At 36.2% G+C, this 19,676-nt stretch carries 15 protein-coding genes and 1 riboswitch; of the genes, 3 read left to right on the top strand and 12 right to left on the bottom strand.

The genetic code is table 11. From position 1 onward, the window contains the following. Nucleotides 1-61: 61 nt before the first annotated feature. The 6 genes from NSQ18_RS09170 to NSQ18_RS09145 all read right to left on the bottom strand — a co-directional run bounded on the left by NSQ18_RS09170 (nt 62) and on the right by NSQ18_RS09145 (nt 7,576). A complete protein-coding gene (locus NSQ18_RS09170; protein WP_016838960.1) occupies nt 62-2,233 on the bottom strand; it encodes a transglutaminaseTgpA domain-containing protein in 2,172 nt (723 codons plus the stop codon). After that, nucleotides 2,230-3,198, bottom strand: a complete 969-nt coding sequence (locus NSQ18_RS09165) for a DUF58 domain-containing protein (RefSeq protein ID WP_339287769.1) — start codon at nt 3,196-3,198, stop codon at nt 2,230-2,232. The genes NSQ18_RS09170 and NSQ18_RS09165 overlap by 4 nt, the downstream gene beginning before the upstream one ends. A 212-nt stretch (nt 3,199-3,410) precedes the next feature. Then, entirely contained in the window at nt 3,411-4,355 is a 945-nt protein-coding gene (locus NSQ18_RS09160) for a MoxR family ATPase (protein ID WP_016838958.1), read from the bottom strand. Nucleotides 4,356-4,724: 369 nt separating this feature from the next. Continuing rightward, a complete protein-coding gene (locus tag NSQ18_RS09155) occupies nt 4,725-5,072 on the bottom strand; it encodes a hypothetical protein (protein ID WP_016838957.1) in 348 nt (115 codons plus the stop codon). A 200-nt stretch (nt 5,073-5,272) separates the two neighbouring features. Further along, nucleotides 5,273-6,106, bottom strand: a complete 834-nt coding sequence (gene nadE, locus NSQ18_RS09150; RefSeq protein WP_157782657.1) for an ammonia-dependent NAD(+) synthetase — start codon at nt 6,104-6,106, stop codon at nt 5,273-5,275. 9 nt (nt 6,107-6,115) lie between these two features. Next, nucleotides 6,116-7,576 (bottom strand): nicotinate phosphoribosyltransferase, encoded by a 1,461-nt coding sequence (locus NSQ18_RS09145; RefSeq protein ID WP_016838954.1) that lies wholly within the window; start codon nt 7,574-7,576, stop codon nt 6,116-6,118. A 224-nt stretch (nt 7,577-7,800) separates the two neighbouring features. Between NSQ18_RS09145 and NSQ18_RS09140 the strand changes: the two genes are divergently transcribed. From NSQ18_RS09140 to NSQ18_RS09130, 3 genes are all read left to right on the top strand, one after another. Continuing rightward, nucleotides 7,801-8,529 carry a phosphate ABC transporter ATP-binding protein gene (locus NSQ18_RS09140; protein WP_016838953.1) on the top strand — a complete coding sequence of 243 codons (729 nt, stop codon included), beginning with the start codon at nt 7,801-7,803 and terminating at the stop codon, nt 8,527-8,529. Between the two features lie 3 nt (nt 8,530-8,532). Next, nucleotides 8,533-9,306 carry an iron export ABC transporter permease subunit FetB gene (fetB, locus tag NSQ18_RS09135; RefSeq protein ID WP_016838952.1) on the top strand — a complete coding sequence of 258 codons (774 nt, stop codon included), beginning with the start codon at nt 8,533-8,535 and terminating at the stop codon, nt 9,304-9,306. A gap of 82 nt (nt 9,307-9,388) precedes the next feature. Beyond that, nucleotides 9,389-10,366, top strand: coding sequence for a proline dehydrogenase family protein (locus NSQ18_RS09130; protein WP_016838951.1), 978 nt, complete (start codon nt 9,389-9,391; stop codon nt 10,364-10,366). Between the two features lie 52 nt (nt 10,367-10,418). Here NSQ18_RS09130 and NSQ18_RS09125 read toward each other — a convergent pair whose 3' ends face one another. From NSQ18_RS09125 to NSQ18_RS09100, 6 genes are all read right to left on the bottom strand, one after another. Next, on the bottom strand, nt 10,419-11,027 hold the full coding sequence (locus NSQ18_RS09125) for a response regulator transcription factor (protein WP_026019112.1): 609 nt from the start codon (nt 11,025-11,027) through the stop codon (nt 10,419-10,421). Next, nucleotides 11,027-11,941, bottom strand: coding sequence for a sensor histidine kinase (locus NSQ18_RS09120; RefSeq protein ID WP_016838949.1), 915 nt, complete (start codon nt 11,939-11,941; stop codon nt 11,027-11,029). Before NSQ18_RS09120 ends, NSQ18_RS09125 begins: the two co-directional genes overlap by 1 nt. A gap of 303 nt (nt 11,942-12,244) precedes the next feature. Beyond that, nucleotides 12,245-13,276 (bottom strand): fatty acid desaturase, encoded by a 1,032-nt coding sequence (locus tag NSQ18_RS09115; RefSeq protein WP_040764737.1) that lies wholly within the window; start codon nt 13,274-13,276, stop codon nt 12,245-12,247. Between the two features lie 195 nt (nt 13,277-13,471). After that, nucleotides 13,472-13,963 carry a GNAT family N-acetyltransferase gene (locus NSQ18_RS09110; RefSeq protein WP_016838947.1) on the bottom strand — a complete coding sequence of 164 codons (492 nt, stop codon included), beginning with the start codon at nt 13,961-13,963 and terminating at the stop codon, nt 13,472-13,474. A gap of 167 nt (nt 13,964-14,130) precedes the next feature. Next, nucleotides 14,131-17,562: a methionine synthase gene (gene metH, locus NSQ18_RS09105; RefSeq protein WP_168412404.1), complete on the bottom strand. Its 3,432-nt coding sequence runs from the start codon at nt 17,560-17,562 to the stop codon at nt 14,131-14,133. After that, nucleotides 17,555-19,402 carry a bifunctional homocysteine S-methyltransferase/methylenetetrahydrofolate reductase gene (locus NSQ18_RS09100; RefSeq protein ID WP_339287765.1) on the bottom strand — a complete coding sequence of 616 codons (1,848 nt, stop codon included), beginning with the start codon at nt 19,400-19,402 and terminating at the stop codon, nt 17,555-17,557. Before NSQ18_RS09100 ends, metH begins: the two co-directional genes overlap by 8 nt. Before the next feature lie 102 nt (nt 19,403-19,504). Further along, nucleotides 19,505-19,609: riboswitch (SAM riboswitch) on the bottom strand. Nucleotides 19,610-19,676: the final 67 nt, after the last annotated feature.

Below are 19,676 nucleotides of genomic sequence, written 5' to 3'. Positions count from 1 at the left end.
CACCTCTTCTATATTTACTGCCTTATAATTTTTTAAATTTTACTCTTACTCATATATAAAATCAACTACTAGTGCGATTGATTAAATTTTCCCAACATTCTTTCACTTTTCCGTAGTCAATTTGCTGTTTATTACCATAGATATAATTTTCGTAGGCTTCCGTAATCTGTGACATATGTGTAGAAGAAAATATTTCATCAACTTCTTTCGCAAAAGATTGTAACGTTTGACCTTCTTTCCTCTGCAATCCGTTTAATTCCAACACTTTCAACAGTCTCAAATAAATGATTTCAAAAGTTGCTTCATTAATAGTTTGATGTTTCAGCCACCGACTATACAATTTCGGCATCCATCTTTTGCGGAAAATAAATAATAGTATACTCGCCATAACTATTCCAATAAAGGCAATGTTTAATATAGGTCCGATATGGTTAAGCCAATTCTTAAAACTTGTAAACTCAACATTACGTTGTTTCATTTCCTCATTTTGTTCATCTTTTAGTTTGTCAGGTTCCGTATCTTCATCTACTGTTAACATATCATCCTGATAAGCATCCGTTTCAAAATCGTAATGAATGTTACGATTTGTAGTAAAACCAATTGTTGGTTCAAATGGAACCCATCCAACCTTTGGAATATATGCTTCTACCCAAGAATGAGCATCGTTGTTTGTAATTTCATATGTTTTTAAATCACCGTCACTTGCAATCACTTCGCCTCCAGCAAACCCTTTAACCCAACGAGCTGGAATCCCCACCGCTCTCAGCATGACAACCATCGCTGTTGAGAAGTTGTCGCAATAACCGATTTTTGATTCAAACAAAAATTGATCAACGTAATCTTGGCCCTCATCAGGAACAGGCACCCCTTCCGTTTCATAGCGGAAGCCATTTAAACGAAAATAGCTTTCGATTGCGCGAGCTTTATCATAATCACTTTCTTTCCCCTCAACAATTTCCTTTGCCAAATCAATGACTCTTTGAGGTAGGGATTCTGGCAACTGTAAATATTTTTCCTGAATGCTAGAATCAATGGGTTGTTGAATTGTTGAAGTCAAATCGCTATATAAATACTCCGGAGTGCTATACTCAACGTGATACAAAAACTCCCCAGCATAATCTGTAGATATTTTCTCCGTTTCAAGATTCATAATCAGACGAATTGGGTTTTCCACGTCTGTTCTTGCATCGATGGAAATAAGTCCATACGGTTGAATAATAAAATCGTATGGGTATCTTAGTTCTATATGGGCAAATTGCCTTTTTTCATCAGGTCCCACTGGCAATGAGTGAAAATGATGAATCGGCTCCCCAAGTGGAATGGATGCCAATTCATCTGAATGCGACGTCTCCCAACCTTTTGACGTGTATACATCTTTTGTTTCAACCCGCCAATATTGCTTTGTCGTAGCATGAGCAATAAAAACAACTGTATCATCCCCAACGAACGATCCTCCTAGTTGGGAGTCATCTTCATCATAACCGATTTTTTTCACAGGGCCGCCCAACCCATTTCCTTGTCCTGCCATAGTTTTGATATACGGAACAGGATCTGGCCATTGTGGGGATGCTTTCGGCAATAACGCCCCTACCAATACAACCATTCCTATCATCAGCAGAACAGGTAATGCAAGTTTTAAATAGTTATACCAATTGAACGATATACCTGATTGCAACATGAGCCTTTTCACAAACAAAAATACCATCATTAATAATCCAAGCAGCACGACTTTAACAATGGCCGTCGTCCCATCGTAATCAGTAAATGTATCTAAAATACCAATGAATACTACCGTTAACACAAGGAAGTAAAAAATATTCATTCTTACCGTTAACCAATGATGTACTAAATAAACAAGCATCCAAATGAGAATAAAAAATAAAATAGATTGGAAAGAGTTCGTTATATGAAAAAATTCTCCTTGAAACATCAAAGCAAAATTGTACAATAATTCATTCAACAGAAACTGAATGCCTTCATTTGAAAAAATCGATAAATCACTATACACATAAACGATAAACCATGAAATATAAGATATTTTCATAATCCATGAAATAAAAATTGGTAAACGGAACAAACTAATAGCGAGGCACAGAGCAATAAATAACAAGATTAAATCCACATACCCTATTCCTGTAATGCTCATGATAGGCGTCAACCATTCCCGTAATATAAAAAAAATAAGAACGTAATATAGTGCAAGTTCTATTGTTTTATAAGCTCCATTTTTCACGGTTTTATCACCTCCGTGAAGACATCACTAAACCTCTCTTTTGTAATTGGTATAATAGTTACGTTGAAAAACTCTTCCCTCGCTTGTCCTATTTCTTGTTGGGATGACAAGACAAAACAAATAATTCCTTTTGTCTTTTTCGAATGATTCATAAAGAAATTTCTTAACGACTCTGTTAATTCACCTGTAAAAAGCAGCATGAAAGAATCGAGTGTCTTGCCCTCTCTTGTTAATATCCATTCTATATTTTTTGAATCACTCGCTTCCACCAACGATAGTTGTTTCATAATATTCCCGAATTGACTTTGTTTCAGTTGTGGATAAAAAACTTGTTCATCTCCTGCAATGAAAAATGATACTTCTCCATGATTTTTTACAATGGTTTGCAAGACTGATGCTGCTAATTCCACCACTTCTTCAAAATGTCTTTTCACAGTAGCATCTAACACAAGCATTACTTCATGGCTTTGCCGCACTTCAAAATCTTTCGTCCTTAACGTTTCATCCTTCGCAAATGACTTCCAATGAATCCAAGAAAACCGGTCGCCAGCTTGATAATTTCTAACGCTTGAAACCAAAGTAGTATCTTTCAAGAAAGCAAAAGGAGCTAACACTCCACCTTGATCAATATGCCGTTGGAATTGGCGATATTTCATTTCCGTTATTTTTGGATATACTATTACCTTTTGTTTTACATCTACAAATTTATGTCGTACCGTCCAACCAAAAAAATCGGTAAAAGTAAATTGTAATGTTGAAAATTCAATAACTCCTCGCTCTAATTCAGGTATCTCATACGTCCAATGAAAGCTTCTTTTAAATCCCGCAAAAAAAATGTTTGAACACCCTTTAGACTTTGCAACAATATCATCTTTCAGTCCAATCTCCCTTACTGTTACAAATGCTAATGGAAACCATGTTTTATTTTTAAAATGAATTGTGACGGACGCTCCATCGCCTCTCACTAGTTTGGTAGGGTGGATTTCCCTCTTAACTTCCTCTATGCGTACAGGAATAAAGTTGAGAACTAAGGAATAAAGCAAAAATGGAATTAATGTGTAAAATAAAAACCAACTGACAAACCCACCTTGAAACATGGCATAACTGAAGGTAATTAGAATTAATAAGATATTGACGATAAAGCGACCGATCTTGCTGAATATTCTGTTCCAATAACTCATTTTTCTACAAACCTTCTAATAGGGATGACAGACTTTGTAATGATATTGTTTAGAATTTCATCCACCGTCAATCCTTCATAGCGTGCCTCCGGTTTTAAAATAATGCGGTGGCTGAAAACAAAGGGAGCTAAGTATTGTACATCATCAGGCTTTACAAAATCCCGATTGTGTATTTTCGCATATGCTTGACATGCTCGCATTAATGCAAGAGTTCCCCTTGGACTAACTCCTAAATATACATTTGGTTCTTCCCTAGTGGCTCTAGCCAACTGAACAATATAGCCTTTTACCGAATCATCTACATAGACGTTTTTCACTTCGTCTTGTATCGCTAACAATTCATCTATTGTAATCACTGGTTCTAAATTTTGAATCGGTGCTGATTTTTCAGCTCTTCTTAAAATTTCTATTTCTTCTAGTGCTGTTGGATAGCCCATATGAATTTTCATTAAAAAACGATCTAACTGTGCTTCTGGTAAAGGAAATGTGCCTTCGTATTCTATCGGGTTTTGTGTAGCCATGACAAAAAACGGTTTCGGTAACTCAAACATTTCTCCATCGATGCTCACTGATGATTCTTCCATGCTTTCAAGTAAAGCCGATTGCGTTTTAGGAGAAGTTCTATTAATTTCATCTGCTAAAATAATATTTCCAACAATCGGACCTGGTCTAAATTCAAATTGCAATGATTTTGGATTATAGATTGAAACGCCAATGACATCAGAAGGTAACAAATCAGGAGTAAATTGAATTCTTTTGAAATCTGCGCTCACGGATTTCGCAAGAGCACGCACCATCATTGTCTTTCCTACTCCTGGCACATCTTCAAGCAGTACATGTCCACTAGCAAGCAATGCGACAATGCTCAATTCTGCGACTTCTCGTTTTCCAATCATTACTTTCTCAATATTTTTGATTATCATTTCAATTTTTGGATGCATACATAAATCCTCCTGATCTTTGCGTAAAAGTCAGAATTTACACAAAATAACATAAATAAAGCATAAACGAACCTTCAGATAAAAGACAACTAATTACAATTTAAAAAAGTTAAGATTATACATTAGTATAGTTTCCACCTTTTACCGAAAAATTAAACAAAAAAATGGACCGTCTGAAATGATTTTGAGACGGCCCATTTGCGATAAGGATAGCAACTACAGAAGGAGCAAAGATTTATAAAAGACGCGAGGTGATGGAACGTTTATACTTTATGGATAAATCCTTCCAAATCTAAAATTTCACCATTGTTTCATATCTTTGTTACTGGCTGTAAAACATTGCTCTTCCATTTATTTTATATCTTGTTTTCAAATAGAAGTGCGGTAAGCGCGGATGAGAACTTTCTTATTTCTTGCCCTCTTGATTTTCTCTTTATGTTGTAATAATCTTTTTCGCATTTTTTCCATCGATTCACCATCAAATTGTTGCCCTACAATAAACATTTTTTTTGCGTTGCGATTTAAAACCGTATTGGATAAGCGTGATTGAACAGCACTACTTTTACTTCGATTTTTCCGCTGTTCTCGAGGATTCTTCGAAAACGGATGATTTCCTCTTCCTTCATCCATCACTCGAAATACTTGTTCATTGTTTGTGTGTAAATATTGCTTCGAATAAGTGCTACTCGCAACAGGTTGAATACGAGAAGTTCTCAATGCGCTCACCTCCATTCCCTGTTTATTTACCAACTTTTTTATTATATTATCGGAACAAATTGATTAAAATGAAATTTTACAATATGAAATTTGTACTAAATTTATATTTTCATTTTTTCGTTCCAATACAATTAATGCATATAAAAAAAGAATTCGCTACAAATAATGTATGCGAATTCTCTTCATAAAATGATATTCATTTACTTCCAAAAATCATCAAAGATTGTGATAGGTAAATGACGTTTATGTTTTGATCGTAAGTAGTGGCCTTCAATTATTTTTTTTGCATCCTCCGGAACAGCTTTTCCTTCTAAATAATCATCAATCATTTCATAAGTAACCCCAAGAGCTTCTTCATCTGGTAATAGCGGTCTTTCATCTTCTAAATCGGCTGTAGGTGTTTTCATATATAAATGTTCAGGACACCCTAAATATTTAAGCAACTGTTTTCCTTGGCGCTTATTTAAACGGAAAATCGGAACTAAATCAACTCCACCATCGCCATATTTTGTGTAAAAACCTGTTATTGCTTCAGCGGCATGATCCGTACCAACAACAACCGAGTTTGTCATCATCGCAATGGAATATTGCACTTTCATTCGTTCACGGGCTTTTTCATTTCCTTTTGCAAAATCGCTCAAAATAATTCCCGCTTCTTTCAATGCTTCAACACTAGCGTCTACCGCCTTTTTAATATTAACTGTAATAACTTTAGTAGGTTGGATAAACTTTAACGCATCTTGAGCATCTTGTTCATCCTTTTGTTCACCGTAGGGAAGGCGAACCGCGTAACAAGAATATATCTGCTCGCCAATTTCAGCATTTAACTCATCCACTGCCATTTGAGTCAGTTTTCCAACTAGTGTTGAATCTTGCCCACCGCTAATTGCGATGACAAATCCTTTAACAAACGGATGTTTCTTTGCATATTCCTTCAAAAAATCAATGGATTTTCGAACTTCTTCTGCTGGATCAATTTTCGGAAGTACACGCAACTCTTCAATAATTTGTTTTTGTAAACTTTCCAAGAGCATCCCCCTAAATTATTCGATATTTTCAATCGCATCGCGAATTTCTTGAATCTTTTGCATTTTGTTATCCCAACATTTTTGGCTAAGGTCAACAGGATATTCTTCAGGATTCAGAGAGCGTTTATATTCATCCCATAATAATTCTAGACTTTCCTTTGCATATTGTTGCATTTCCATCACTGAAGGACTTTCATATACGATGGCACCTTCATCGATGATTTGTTTATGTAATTCTCTCGCTTCGAAGTTTGTAACAAATTTTGAAATAAACGTATGCACAGGGTGGAACATTTTTAGACGCTTCTCTTCTTGCGGGTTTTCATTCGCCATTGTAATATAGTCCCCTTCTGCTTTTCCGTTTTCTTTATTCACAATGCGAAACACTCTTTTTAATCCTGGTGTCGTTACTTTTTCAGCATTTGAAGTAATTTTTAATGTATCTTCCATCTCACCTAGCTCATTTTCAATCGCGACCATTTTATATACAGCACCTAATGCCGGCTGATCGTAGGCAGTTATGAGTTTCGTTCCAATTCCCCAAGAATCCACTTTAGCCCCTTGAGCTTTTAAGTTTAGGATGGTGTATTCATCTAAATTATTGGATGCAATAATTTTAGTATTAGTAAAGCCAGCTTCATCTAGCATACGTCTCGCTTCTTTTGATAAAAAGGCAATGTCACCGCTATCAAGACGAATTCCGACGAAATTGATTTGCCCTTCTAATTCTTTAGCTACACGTATTGCATTTGGTACGCCTGATTTTAACGTGTTGTAAGTGTCTACTAAAAATACACAATCTTTATGACGTCTTGCATAGGCTTTAAAAGCATCGTATTCATTTTTATAAGCTTGGACAAACGCATGAGCATGGGTACCTGATACAGGTATATTAAATATTTTCCCTGCACGAACATTGGAAGTTGATTCAAAACCGCCAATGACTGCAGCCCGTGCTCCCCAAATAGCTGCATCCATCTCTTGTGCACGGCGAGCACCAAATTCTGCAGCAGCTTCTTCCTTTACAATTTGCTTTATACGGCTCGCTTTTGTTGCAATTAATGTTTGAAAATTAATAATGTTTAGTAGGGCTGTTTCTATTAGTTGGGCTTCTGCTAGGGGAGCTTCGATGCGAACAATCGGTTCATTAGCAAAAACAACTTCCCCTTCAACTACTGAATACATGGAACCTGTAAAACGTAAAGAACTTAAATAATTAAGAAATTCCTCATCATATCCTAACTCTCGTAAATAGGCCAAATCTGTTTCAGTGAAACGGAAATTCTTTAAGTATTCAATAATCCGTTCAAGCCCTGCAAAGATGGCATATCCATTCCCAAAAGGAAGTTTTCTGAAAAAAATTTCAAATACAGCTTTTCTATCATGAATACCGTCTGCCCAATAACATTCCACCATATTGATTTGATATAAATCTGTGTGCAAAGTTAATGAATCATCCTTATATATTTCTTTCATTAGGAACTCCTTCTTCCATTATTCATTAGTCCTAGTATACACTATTCCATTATTCTAATCGAAATTTTAAATAAATTATATTTAATTATTATAAACATCCTTTTTGTAATAACACATATAATTTGTAATTATTTTTCTTTTGTTCTATATAAAAGTTATGATGACCTTAGCATCTTCACATATCACTTATTGACCATTATCAACATTTTGAATAGGAGATTGTTATGACGCAACCTTTGGAAGTTACCATTCATTTTGAACACGTTCATTACGAAAAAAATAGTTCTTTCATATTAAAAGATGTTACCGGCGATTTTTACAAGGGAAAAATTACAACGATCGTAGGTCCATCTGGAGCAGGAAAAACTACCGTTCTGAAAATGTGCAATGGATTAATTTCACCAACATCAGGGGATATTATAATTGATGGCAAGAATATTAATGAGTTCAGCCCGACTTCCTTGCGTCAATATGTTGGAATTGCCCTTCAAAATGCTCCTTTAATTAGAGGAACAGTATATGATAATTTAGCTTTACCAATGACTTTACAAAACAAATTGTTATCGGAAAAGAAAGCGATCTCAACCTTAGAAGACGTTTCATTAGATATGAATATTTTATACAGAGATGTCCATAATTTATCTGGTGGACAAAAACAAAAAGTTTCGATTGCTAGAACATTAATGAACCAACCAAAAATACTCTTATTAGATGAAATCACATCCGCTCTCGACCCAACATCAACAAATGAAATTGAACAACTAATATTAAGCATTAATAGGAAATATAACGTGACAATCATTTGGATCACACATAACTTGGGGCAGGCAAAAAGAGTTGGTGACTATACTTGGGTGATGATGGGTGGGGAGCTCGTTGAAAGTGGAGAAAGCAGCTTGCTTGATCATAGTACAAACAAACGAATTCAACAATTCGTAGAGGGGAAGGCGTAAAACATGACATATACTTCCCTCGCATTGACTCTTGCGTTTGTACTCATCCCACTCATCCTTTCCAAAACATTAAAATTAGGTTTGGAAAAGGACACAATCATCGCAACCGTTCGATCTGTTATCCAACTATTTTTTGTCGGTTATGTATTAAAATTTGTCTTTGATTCCGAGAGTTTTTTTTATATTATTTTAATGGTGCTATTGATGATCACGGTAGCTACACTAAACGCCCGTAAAAAAGGAAAAAATATCAAAGGAATTACATGGAAAATTGCTTTTACGTTGATTGTTATTGAAATAGTGACTCAAGGGATTTTGATTGGTTTTCAAATTATTCCGCCTACCGCCCAATACATTATTCCAATCAGCGGGATGTTGCTAGGAAATTCCATGGTGTTGTCCATTTTATTTTTAAACCGGTTTACAGCAGAAATTGAGGCAAATGTAGAAATCATAGAACTGATATTATCTCTTGGTGGCACTCCTAAGCAAGCCATTCACAATCAATTGATAAATGCTATTAAAACAAGCGTAATCCCTACCATTGAAAGTCAAAAAACGATTGGCTTAGTACAACTACCCGGAATGATGAGCGGTCAGATTATCGGTGGTGCCGATCCAGTGCAAGCAGTGCAATTCCAACTATTAATTTTATTTGGCTTACTTACAACAGCGACTTTGTCCAGCATTTTAATTGGTTTCTTAAGTTATCCAACGTTATTTAATGAACGAATGCAATTTATCACACATAACTTGTCACAAAAAAATAATGATTAACAAGTATTAACTGAAAGTATTATAATTCTTGTGTGATATAATGAACTTAAACTACAACTTATATGAAAAGAGGAGATCATCTATGCCAGTTTTACGAGATTTTTTCATCGCATTATCAGAAAATCAACTTTTAAATAAAGCCGCACAAAAATACGGTTTAAAACTCGGTGCACAAAGCGTTGTTGCTGGTACAAATATCCCTGAAGTTATTGAAAGTATTAAAGAGCTAAATGCTCACGGCATTTCTTGTACTGTGGATGTGCTTGGTGAGTTTGTTAACGAACGTTCAGAAGCGATTAAAGCAAAAGAATATATTATCGAAACAATTGAAGCTATCCATGAACATGGTGTTGATGCACATATCTCAATTAAACCTTCTCAACTTGGTTTAAAAATTGACTTCGATTTCTGTTATGATAATATCATGGAAATTGTTGGAACTGCACACAAATATAATATGCACGTGAATTTTGACCAAGAAACTCACGATTTACTTCAACCAACATTCGACTTAATGGAAAAAGTATCAGAAACTTATGATAACGTAGGTACTGTTATTCAAGCATATTTCTTTAAATCAAATGAATACGCGGAAAAATATAAAAATTACCGCCTTCGTATTGTAAAAGGTGCTTATAAAGAATCTCCAACTGTTGCTTATCAAGATAAAAAAGATATTGATTTAAACTTTATTGAAATCATTGAATACAGCTTGTTGAATTGCAAATTTACATCAATTGCAACTCATGACCATAACGTAATTAATCATGTTAAACAATTTGTGAAAGACCATAATATTCCAAAAGATAGATTCGAATTCCAGATGCTTTATGGATTCCGTAAAGATATGCAGTTAGAATTGGCTAAAGAAGGCTATAATTTCTGTACTTATGTTCCATTTGGTTCAGACTGGTACGGATACTTCATGCGCAGACTTGCGGAACGTCCACAAAACATCAACCTTGTAACAAGACAAGTATTCAATAAAAAGACAAACACAATTATTGGTTTAATGGCTGCTGCCTTTGCATTAGGCCGCGTTACAAAGAAAAATAAATAATTAAATATAATGAAGGACATAACAAGCAAAACGTTGTTATGTCCTTCATTTTTTATTTATTCCATCCTTTTTCTTTAAAGCGAGAAATGGCTTCTATTCGATTTCCAACCCCAAGCTTATCTAAAATAGTGGAAATGTAGTTTCTTACAGTTCCTGTTGATAAATATAGTTCGGCAGCAATTTCCTTTGTTGTTTTTCCTTCTGCAACAAGCTCTAGCACTTGGCTTTCTCGTTCAGTTAATGGATTTTCGCTTTCTTCATCATATACAATATCAACGAGTTCTGGAGCATAAATTCTTCTTCCTTCCATAATGACTCGAATTGCATTTACTAACTCTTCAATCGGACTATCTTTTAGTAAATATCCTCTTACTCCCGCTTTTCTTGCTCGATCGAAATAACCAGGTCTTGCAAAAGTCGTTAAAATGATAATTTTACAATCTGTTTTTCCATTTAATTCTTCAGCAGCATCTAAACCGGTTTTTACTGGCATTTCAATGTCCATAATGCAAATATCTGGTTTTAATTCATTGACAAGTCGCACTGCTTCTTCACCATTTTTTGCACGCCCAACTACTTCCATATCATCTTCCATGTTTAATAGTGAGCTCAACGCTCCAAGTAGCATCCCTTGATCTTCAGCTATCACGATTCGAATCATCATACACTTCCTTCCTGATGAGTAATAGTAAGGGGAATGGTAATTGTTAATTTAGCTCCTGGATTATTTTCAATAGTTAACGTGCCGTTAATAAATTCTAATCGTTCTCGTATCCCTTTTAATCCATTCCCTTCATATCCAACTTTTTTATTGAGTCCTTTCCCATCATCTTCTATCATCATCATCACTTCATTTTCATTTTGTTGAATTTCGATTTTGCAATGTTTTGCACCGCTATGCTTTACGATATTTGTTACTGCCTCTTTTAAACACATGCTTAACACATTTTCGACTAATATCGGTATTTTCAGTTTATGGACATCCCCAATCAACTGATAGTGAATCTCAGCAGCTTGTAACATTTCCTCTACACGTATACATTCATCGCTCAACTTCACCGCTTTCATATTGGAAACGAGCTCCCGTACTTCCTTTAATGCAATTCTCGCCGTATGTCGTATTTCTTTAATTTCTTGAATAGCCGCTTTCGGATTTTTTTCAACAAGCCTACTTGCTAGGTCGCTCTTTAATCCAATCATGGATAGTTTTTGCCCTAATGTATCATGCAAATCCCTTGCAATTCGCTGCCTTTCTTCATGGATTATAAGTTCTGCAATTCTCTCTTTCGCACTTTCTAACTCGCCTTCCAAGTTTTCCTGCTTATTACGGTGATAAATGGCAATCGGCAAAATAACTACCCCAACTACTGCGATAATAATAAATGGCGTTTGGTCGAGGAAAGACTCCAATTCAATGAAATAGCCAACAACAATTGACACAATCGTAAACCCAATATGTAAACCGTACATGATATAAAATCCGACAGTACTTTTTATATTCCCAATAAAGAAAGAGGTAAATATAGCTAAATACACATAGCCATAAAATAATGTCATGATGATATTTAGCACCATGTCAAAGCTGACCCACATATATAAGAGTCCGTTTTTCGACTGGAAGGAAAAATAATAAAATAAAAAATAGAGTAAAATGATGACTACGCCGAAAAAAATCTGGATGTGAGATAATGTACGAACAAGAAAATAGAAAGGCAAAATACAGAATATAATCCATATATATATACTGATCCATTTACTTTTTGGAAAAATCATGTACCAACTACGCATTGCTTTCATCAAGTCCTTTTTCTATTCATTATACATGGATAAACTAAAAAGTCCCAAAAGTAGGTTATACATACTTTTGGGACTTCTCATTTAAGCCTCAACCGACTTTACTTTTCCAGCATACACTTTTTCAACCTCTTTAAAAGTTACAAACTTTTTCTTTTTTGGATCGTACAATTTATAACGTATCGATTGAAGGCTCGTTCTAATTGTAATAGTTGTCGCTTTTTGAAGTGGCGGTACGGAATTATGGGCGGCTTCTAAATAATAATTTGGTACTCTTGGCGCTAAATGATGGACATGATGATATCCAATGTTCCCAGTAATCCATTGAAGTACTTTTGGCAGTTTATAAAATGAACTTCCTTCTACTGCCGCCTTTACATAATCCCATTCCGGGTCATATTCAAAATAAGAATCTTCATACGTATGTTGAATATAGAATAACCAAATCCCAAGAGCTCCTGCAATAAACATCGTAGTACCATGTACTAGCAATACTGCCTGCCAACCAAATGCCATAATCAAAGAGAGAATAATACATAGTACCATTACATTTGTAAAATATGTGTTTAATCGCTCTTTTTCTTTAGCGTCTTTACGATTAAAGCGATTCAACACCAACACTAAATACAAAGGCCCTAATCCGAACATTACAAATGGATTGCGATATAAACGATAAGCCAGTCGTTTCATTTTCGAAAGAGCCAAATATTCATCTACCGTTAACATATCAATATCACCAATGCCGCGCTTATCTAAATTGCCACTTGTTGCATGGTGAATTAAATGTTCCCTCCTCCATTTGGCATAAGGGAAGGAAGTGAGTATTCCCGTGATGTTACCAACGAGATCATTCGCTTTTTTACTTTTGAAAAATGAGCCATGAGTGCAATCATGAAAAATTATAAACGTGCGCACTACAAATCCAGAAGCAAGCACTCCGCAAAAAGCGCCAATCCATGGATTTGTATTCGCGAAACCATATCCAATTCCCCAAATGATAAGGAGGGGAATAATCGTATTCATTATCTGAATTATACTTATCTTTGTTTCCGATTTTGCAAAAGGAGCAACATCCTTACGAAGCTTTTTCGTCTTTTCTGCATCTGACATGGACATTTGTTTCACCTGTTCCTATGATTATTTGTTATGTTCATCGTACAATTGGATAAGTGTTTCCAATAGACTCAAATATCATGTATTTTATATTACAAATGTCATATACGAAAAAGTTGGTACTAAAAAAAGATTCATCTCATTCATAATTTGAGATGAATCTTGTTTTTTATTCGCCATATTGAGCTTATTGCATCCTTATGATTGCAAGTCTAATTGATAATAGACAGTGTCTAACCATTTACCAAATTTATAGCCCACATTTTTTAATTTACCTGCAAAGCAAAAACCAAACTGTTCATGAAATTTAATGCTTCCTATATTTTCTGAGTCAATGACAGCAATTAACGTTCTTACTTCCCGATTTTTCGCTTCCTCAATTAATGTTTGTAAAAGTTTTTTACCAATTCCTTTCCCTTGATGTTTAGATGATACATAAACAGAGTGCTCCATCGTATATTTGTACCCATCACTGGGACGAAATTTTTTATATGTAGCAAAACCTATAACATTCCCGTCCTCTTCATAGACAAGCATCGGATTATTTTCCTTTTCATTATCTAAAAACCATTTCTTTTTTTCTTCTAAAGATTCTGGCTCTAATCGGTATACAAATGTTATATTCAAAATGGCATCGTTATAGATTTCTAATACACTCGCTAAATCTTCCATTATCATTGGCCGAATCATTATGAATCTCCCCCTTGCTACAGTGTGTTTTCTCCCAAACATTTTTCATCACGTTAAGCGCAACTATTCATAAACCCATATTGTCACAAAAACTGGCGATCACTCAACAAAATTTTGTAGAGGTATTTGACCCCAAAAAAACATCCCCTAACTACGGGGATGCTTTTTTAAACATTAAAATATCTCGCGTTTGGGTGTGCAAAGACGATTGCTGATACACTTGCCTCGGGTTCCATCATATATCCTTCTGTTAAGTGCACACCAATTTCTTCAGGTTTCAATAATTTAAAGAGCTTTTCCTGGTCTTCTAAATTCGGACAAGCTGGGTAACCAAAGGAGAAACGCTGCCCTTGATATTTTGCAGCGAAACGTTCCTTCATTGTAAAGTCAGTTGGATCTGGGAATCCCCAACCATCACGAATTTCTTGGTGAAGGCGTTCAGCAAATCCTTCTGCAAGTTCTAATGCAGTTGAAAGGAGGGCATGGCTTTCTAAAAATTTGCCTTCTTCTTTTAGTTGATCTGCTTTCTCTTTCGCTCCATGTCCTGCAGTCACTACCATTAACGCTACATAATCCATTTCACCACTATCTACAGATTTTAAGAAATCAGCTAAACAAAGATAAGGTTCCACTTGTTGGCGTGGGAAATGGAATCGCTCAATTTCAGTTTTACTATCTATCGGACTATAAATAACTACATCGTCGCCGTCACTTTGAGCAGGGAAGAATTGATACATCCCTGAAGGTTTTAAAACTCCAGAATTTAAAATATCTAGTACTAAATCATATAATTCTATCGCCCGCTCGTCTTTCTCTGCCAACAGTTTTTCCACATTGCCTTTCAAACCTAAATGGTGGCCTAGCAATGTACGCATATTGATATAAGGCAGTAAATGTTGAACAGAGTAATTTTTCTTAATGTGTACTTTCAAATCTCTTGGAACGAAAACCGGTGCATCCTCTACAGTGCGAGCTTTCCTTTTTGAGACTTCTTTTACTGATTGATTTGCCCGTTTTGCATCTGCTTCTAATCGTCTTTCACGGGACTCCCTAATTTCTTTTAATAATACTTCACGTTCATTCGGATCCATTAAACGATTAGCATGCTCTAATCCTTGCATTGCATCCTTAGCATAAATAACTGGTCCATCATATTCTGCAGCAATTTTTGTTTCAGTAAAACGTTTTGTTAAAGCTGCACCACCTACGAGAATCGGGATATCAATTCCTGCTGCTTTAAAGTCTTGAGCAGTTAATACCATTTGTTGTGCAGACTTCACCAACAATCCTGACAAGCCAACAATATCTGGCTTTTCTTTGCGAATGGCTTCAATTAATTCTGCAGGCGTCACTTTAATACCCAAATCAATCACTTGATACCCATTATTGCTTAATATAATATCCACTAAATTTTTTCCAATATCATGGACGTCACCTTTTACCGTTGCCAAAATCACTTTTCCTTTTCCAGCGCTGTTCTCCACTTTCTCCATATATTGTTCAAGGTGTGCAACCGCAGCTTTCATGACGCCAGCGCTTTGTAATACTTCCGCCACGATTAATTGGTTATCATTAAATAATCGGCCTACTTCAGCCATTCCGTCCATCAACGGTCCATTTATGATATCTAATGGTGTATCAAAGATTTTTCTTGCTTCTTCTAAATCTTCAATTAAACCCTCTTTTGTACCTTCCACGATGTAATAAGCAAGACGTTCTTCCACCGTAGCAGGTAGTTCAACAGTTTTTTCCTCTTTCTTTTTATCACGATAAAATGCTGTAAACTTCGCCAATGTTTCATCGTTTGTATTGAAGATTAAATCATTAGCTAATTGTATTTCTTCTTCCGGTAGAGATGCATAACGCTCCAATTTTTCTGTATTAACAATGGCATAATCTAAACCAGCTTGCGTGCAGTGATATAAAAATACTGCGTTTAATACTTCCCTGCCAACCGGTGGGAGACCAAAGGAAACGTTGCTAATCCCAAGAACCGTTAAAGCTCTCGGATATTTTTCCTTTATGAGTCGAATTCCTTCGATTGTTTCTTCTGCAGCGCCAATGTATTGCTCATCCCCAGTACCTACGGGGAAAACTAATGGGTCAAAAATAATATCTTCCGGCGCAATGCCCCATTTTTCCGTTAAAATTTTATAAGAGCGCTCTGCTATCGCCAATTTTCTCTCGCGAGTGACGGCCATTCCCTCTTCATCAATTGTGCCTACAACAACTGAGGCACCATATCTCTTCACGATTGGCAGCACTTTATCAAAACGTTCTTCTCCATCTTCTAAGTTGATGGAGTTGATGATTGCTTTTCCTTGAGAATATTTCAATGCTTCCTCTATCACTCGCTCGTCAGTTGAGTCTATGACTAAAGGTACTTTCACTTTCTTTACCACTTCTTGCATAAATCGGCGCATATCTTCTAGCTCATCTCGGTCAGGGTTCGCTAAACAGATATCAATCACATGCGCCCCGTTTTTCACTTGGGCTCGAGCAATTTCAGCCGCTTCCTCGTATTTTCCATCAATAATTAACTGCTTAAATTTACGAGATCCAATAACGTTTGTTCTTTCACCAATAAATAACGGACGCATTGAATCATCATAAAGCAGCGGTTCAATACCTGATACTGCATGTCCAAGGGATTTTTCCTTCTTCTTTCGAGGTTTATAGCCTTCTACTGCTTCACGGATTGCCTTTATGTGGGCAGGAGTTGTACCGCAGCATCCACCGACAATGTTTAACCAACCTTTTTCAGCAAATCCTTGCAATTTCTTCGATAAAGATTCGGGCGTTTCATGATAATGTCCCTCTTCATCTGGTAATCCAGCGTTCGGATAACAGCTTATATAGCTTGTAGATAATTCGGAAAGCGAGCGAATATGATCCGTCATAAATTCTGGCCCTGTCGCACAGTTAAGCCCAATTGAAATTGGCTTGATGTGTTCAATAGAAATATAGAAAGCTTCTATAGATTGCCCAGCAAGTGTTGTTCCCATTGGCTCAATCGTCGCAGAAACCATAATCGGAAGCTCTTTTCCAGTTTCTTTAAATGCCCGCTTCAAACCAAGGGTTGCCGCTTTCACGTTTAACATATCTTGGCTTGTCTCAAGTAACAATAAATCTGCGCCGCCTTCAATTAGTGCTTTCGCTTGGATATAGAAGTTTTCAGATAGCTCATCAAATGTAATACCGCCCGTTACAGACAATGTTTTCGTCGTTGGACCTATGGATCCTGCAACGAAGCGAGGCCAGTCGCTTGTTGAATATTTTTCAGCTTCTGCTTTTGCAAGTTCTACAGCCCTCTTATTAATTTCTTCTGCTTTATAACCTAATCCATATTCATTTAATACGAGTGGGGTTCCTCCAAATGTATTTGTAGAAATAATATCTGCTCCAGCTTCTAAGTACGCTCGATGGATTTTAGAAATGACATCAGGTCTAGTTAATACAAGGTGTTCATTACATCCATCAAATTCTTCCCCACCAAAATCTTCCGGTGTAAAATTTTCCTGCTGGAGCATTGTTCCCATTGCCCCATCGATAATCAATATTCTTTTTTGCAATTGTTCCTCTATTGGATGGTTAACCATTTGCTTTAACTCCTTTATTTTGCTCGTCAAGTTGTTGAATATATTGCAATAGTTGTAAAGTGATTTCATATCGCATAAACGGCGTAATTAAATAAATGCCGTTGAAGTATTTCGTTGCTGTATCTAACAATTCTTTTGCAATTTCTAGTCCTACTTTTGTTTCTTGTTCTTTATTTCCGCTTACTTGTTGCATTCTTTCTAACACATCATCAGATAATTTAATTCCCGGTACTTCATGATGCAAAAATTCCGCATTTTTAAAGCTAGTAAGCGGCATAATTCCTATATAAATTGGTGTATCTAAATGTTTTGTCGCCTCATGAATTTCCACAATTTTTTCCTTCGAATAGACTGGTTGCGTAATGAAATAATCCGCACCATGTTCAATTTTTTTCTCTAGACGGCTGACAGCACGATCTAACACTCTCACGTTAGGATTGAAAGCCGCTGCTACTGAGAAATTCGCTTTTTTTCTTAGTGCTTTGCCAGAAAAAGAAATCCCTTCATTTAACTGCTTAATTAATGATATCAATTCCATCGAGGAAACGTCATAAACACTTGTTGCACCTGGAAAATCCCCTACCTTTGTTGGATCACCAGTTACAGCCAACACATCATGAAGGCCAAGAGCATTGAGCCCCATTAAATGGGATTGCAGCCCAATTAAGTTTCGATCTCGGCAAGTAATATGTGGCATTGTGCGGATGCCATATTGCAGTTTTAAAATGGCCCCCATTGCCAAGTTGCTAACCCTTGGAGATGCTAGTGAATTGTCTGCCATCATGATAAGATCTGCCCCTGCATTGTAAAGAGCTTTTGCTCCTTCAACAAACTGTTCAATTTCAAGATGCTTCGGCGTATCCAATTCTACAATGACAGAACGTGCTCTTTTTGCTTTTTCGTGGAGAGGTTCAAAACTATGCGGTTCAGCCTCGCGAATGATTATTTCCCTCTGAGGTTTTGCCTCTTTCTTTTCAACCGGCTGAAAATGAGCAAGCTTCTTTTTCATCGCTTCAATATGTTTCGGTGTTGTACCGCAACATCCTCCAATGAGCCTTACTCCTTCATTGCATAATTCAACCGCTGCCCTTGCAAAATAATCTACTTCTGATTCGTAAACGACACGCCCCTCTTCAATATCTAATAAAGAAGCGTTCGGATAAACAGATAAATACGCTCGTTCAGGAATTTCTACCTGTTCAAAAGCCTGTATTGTGTGGTATGGACCAAGTCGACAGTTCACCCCTACAATATCTGCACCTAATTTTTCTAACTGCTTTAATGCTTCATTCAATTTCATGCCATTCATTAATACGCCCGGCTCTTGCATTGAAACTTGAGCAATGATGGGCATATCCGTCATGGCTCGTAACATTTTTAACGTCTCGCATAGCTCTTCAACATCATAATAAGTTTCTAACAACAAACCATCTAACTGCCCCGCAATTAGCACTTCTGCTTGTTCACGAACTGCTGCGAGAATTTCATCTAATGTATAATCTACTTTGCGAACACCACGGATACCACCAATCGAACCTAAAATAAACACTTCACTGTTCTTGGCTGCTTGTTTGGCAATATCTATCGCACCTTCGTTAATTTCCACTACTTTAGACTCCAAACCATAACGAGTGAGCTTGATTCGATTAGCGCCATATGTATTCGTTTGAATAACATCTGCGCCAGCTTGTATGTATTCCTTATGAATTTTTTTAATGATTTCCGGTTTTTCAATATTCATTTCTTCGTGACAATTTTCAAGTCCATATGAATATAACAGCGTTCCCATAGCACCATCTGCAACTAACACTTTATGTTTTAACGCATCTAGTAGCCCCATCCGAAATTCCCTCACTTTTCTTTACTTCATAAATTTTCTGTCAATTCATCTAATAGAAAAAGCCTTCTTGCGAAAGAAGGCTTGTCATTTCCTTTAGAAGTCACCTTATCTTTCGGCAATTGCCGCTGGATTTAGCACCTTACTAAAAATTTTTAGTGGTTGCTGAAGCTTCACCGGGCCAGTTCCCTCCACTTCTCTTGATAAGTCATATTCGATTTTAAAATATCAATATAATAAGTTACATCATAAAATCAATACTTCATTTTGTCAAGTT

The sequence above is a fragment of the Ureibacillus sp. FSL K6-0786 genome, assembly GCF_037965165.1.
Taxonomy (GTDB): domain Bacteria; phylum Bacillota; class Bacilli; order Bacillales_A; family Planococcaceae; genus Ureibacillus; species Ureibacillus thermosphaericus.
Note: the sequence above shows the minus strand (reverse complement) of the source record. Positions and strands in the feature narration are given on the sequence as shown.

Excerpts from the sequence above, each read along its gene's own strand:
- NSQ18_RS09160 (WP_016838958.1), bottom strand. The coding sequence starts at position 4,355 with ATGCATCCAAAAATTGAAATGATAATCAAAAATATTGAGAAAGTAATG.
- nadE (WP_157782657.1), bottom strand. The coding sequence starts at position 6,106 with ATGCTCTTGGAAAGTTTACAAAAACAAATTATTGAAGAGTTGCGTGTA.
- NSQ18_RS09145 (WP_016838954.1), bottom strand. The coding sequence starts at position 7,576 with ATGAAAGAAATATATAAGGATGATTCATTAACTTTGCACACAGATTTA.
- NSQ18_RS09140 (WP_016838953.1), top strand. The coding sequence starts at position 7,801 with ATGACGCAACCTTTGGAAGTTACCATTCATTTTGAACACGTTCATTAC.
- fetB (WP_016838952.1), top strand. The coding sequence starts at position 8,533 with ATGACATATACTTCCCTCGCATTGACTCTTGCGTTTGTACTCATCCCA.
- NSQ18_RS09130 (WP_016838951.1), top strand. The coding sequence starts at position 9,389 with ATGCCAGTTTTACGAGATTTTTTCATCGCATTATCAGAAAATCAACTT.
- NSQ18_RS09125 (WP_026019112.1), bottom strand. The coding sequence starts at position 11,027 with ATGATTCGAATCGTGATAGCTGAAGATCAAGGGATGCTACTTGGAGCG.
- NSQ18_RS09120 (WP_016838949.1), bottom strand. The coding sequence starts at position 11,941 with ATGGTGCTAAATATCATCATGACATTATTTTATGGCTATGTGTATTTA.
- NSQ18_RS09115 (WP_040764737.1), bottom strand. The coding sequence starts at position 13,276 with ATGTCCATGTCAGATGCAGAAAAGACGAAAAAGCTTCGTAAGGATGTT.
- NSQ18_RS09110 (WP_016838947.1), bottom strand. The coding sequence starts at position 13,963 with ATGATTCGGCCAATGATAATGGAAGATTTAGCGAGTGTATTAGAAATC.
- metH (WP_168412404.1), bottom strand. The coding sequence starts at position 17,562 with ATGGTTAACCATCCAATAGAGGAACAATTGCAAAAAAGAATATTGATT.
- NSQ18_RS09100 (WP_339287765.1), bottom strand. The coding sequence starts at position 19,402 with ATGGGGCTACTAGATGCGTTAAAACATAAAGTGTTAGTTGCAGATGGT.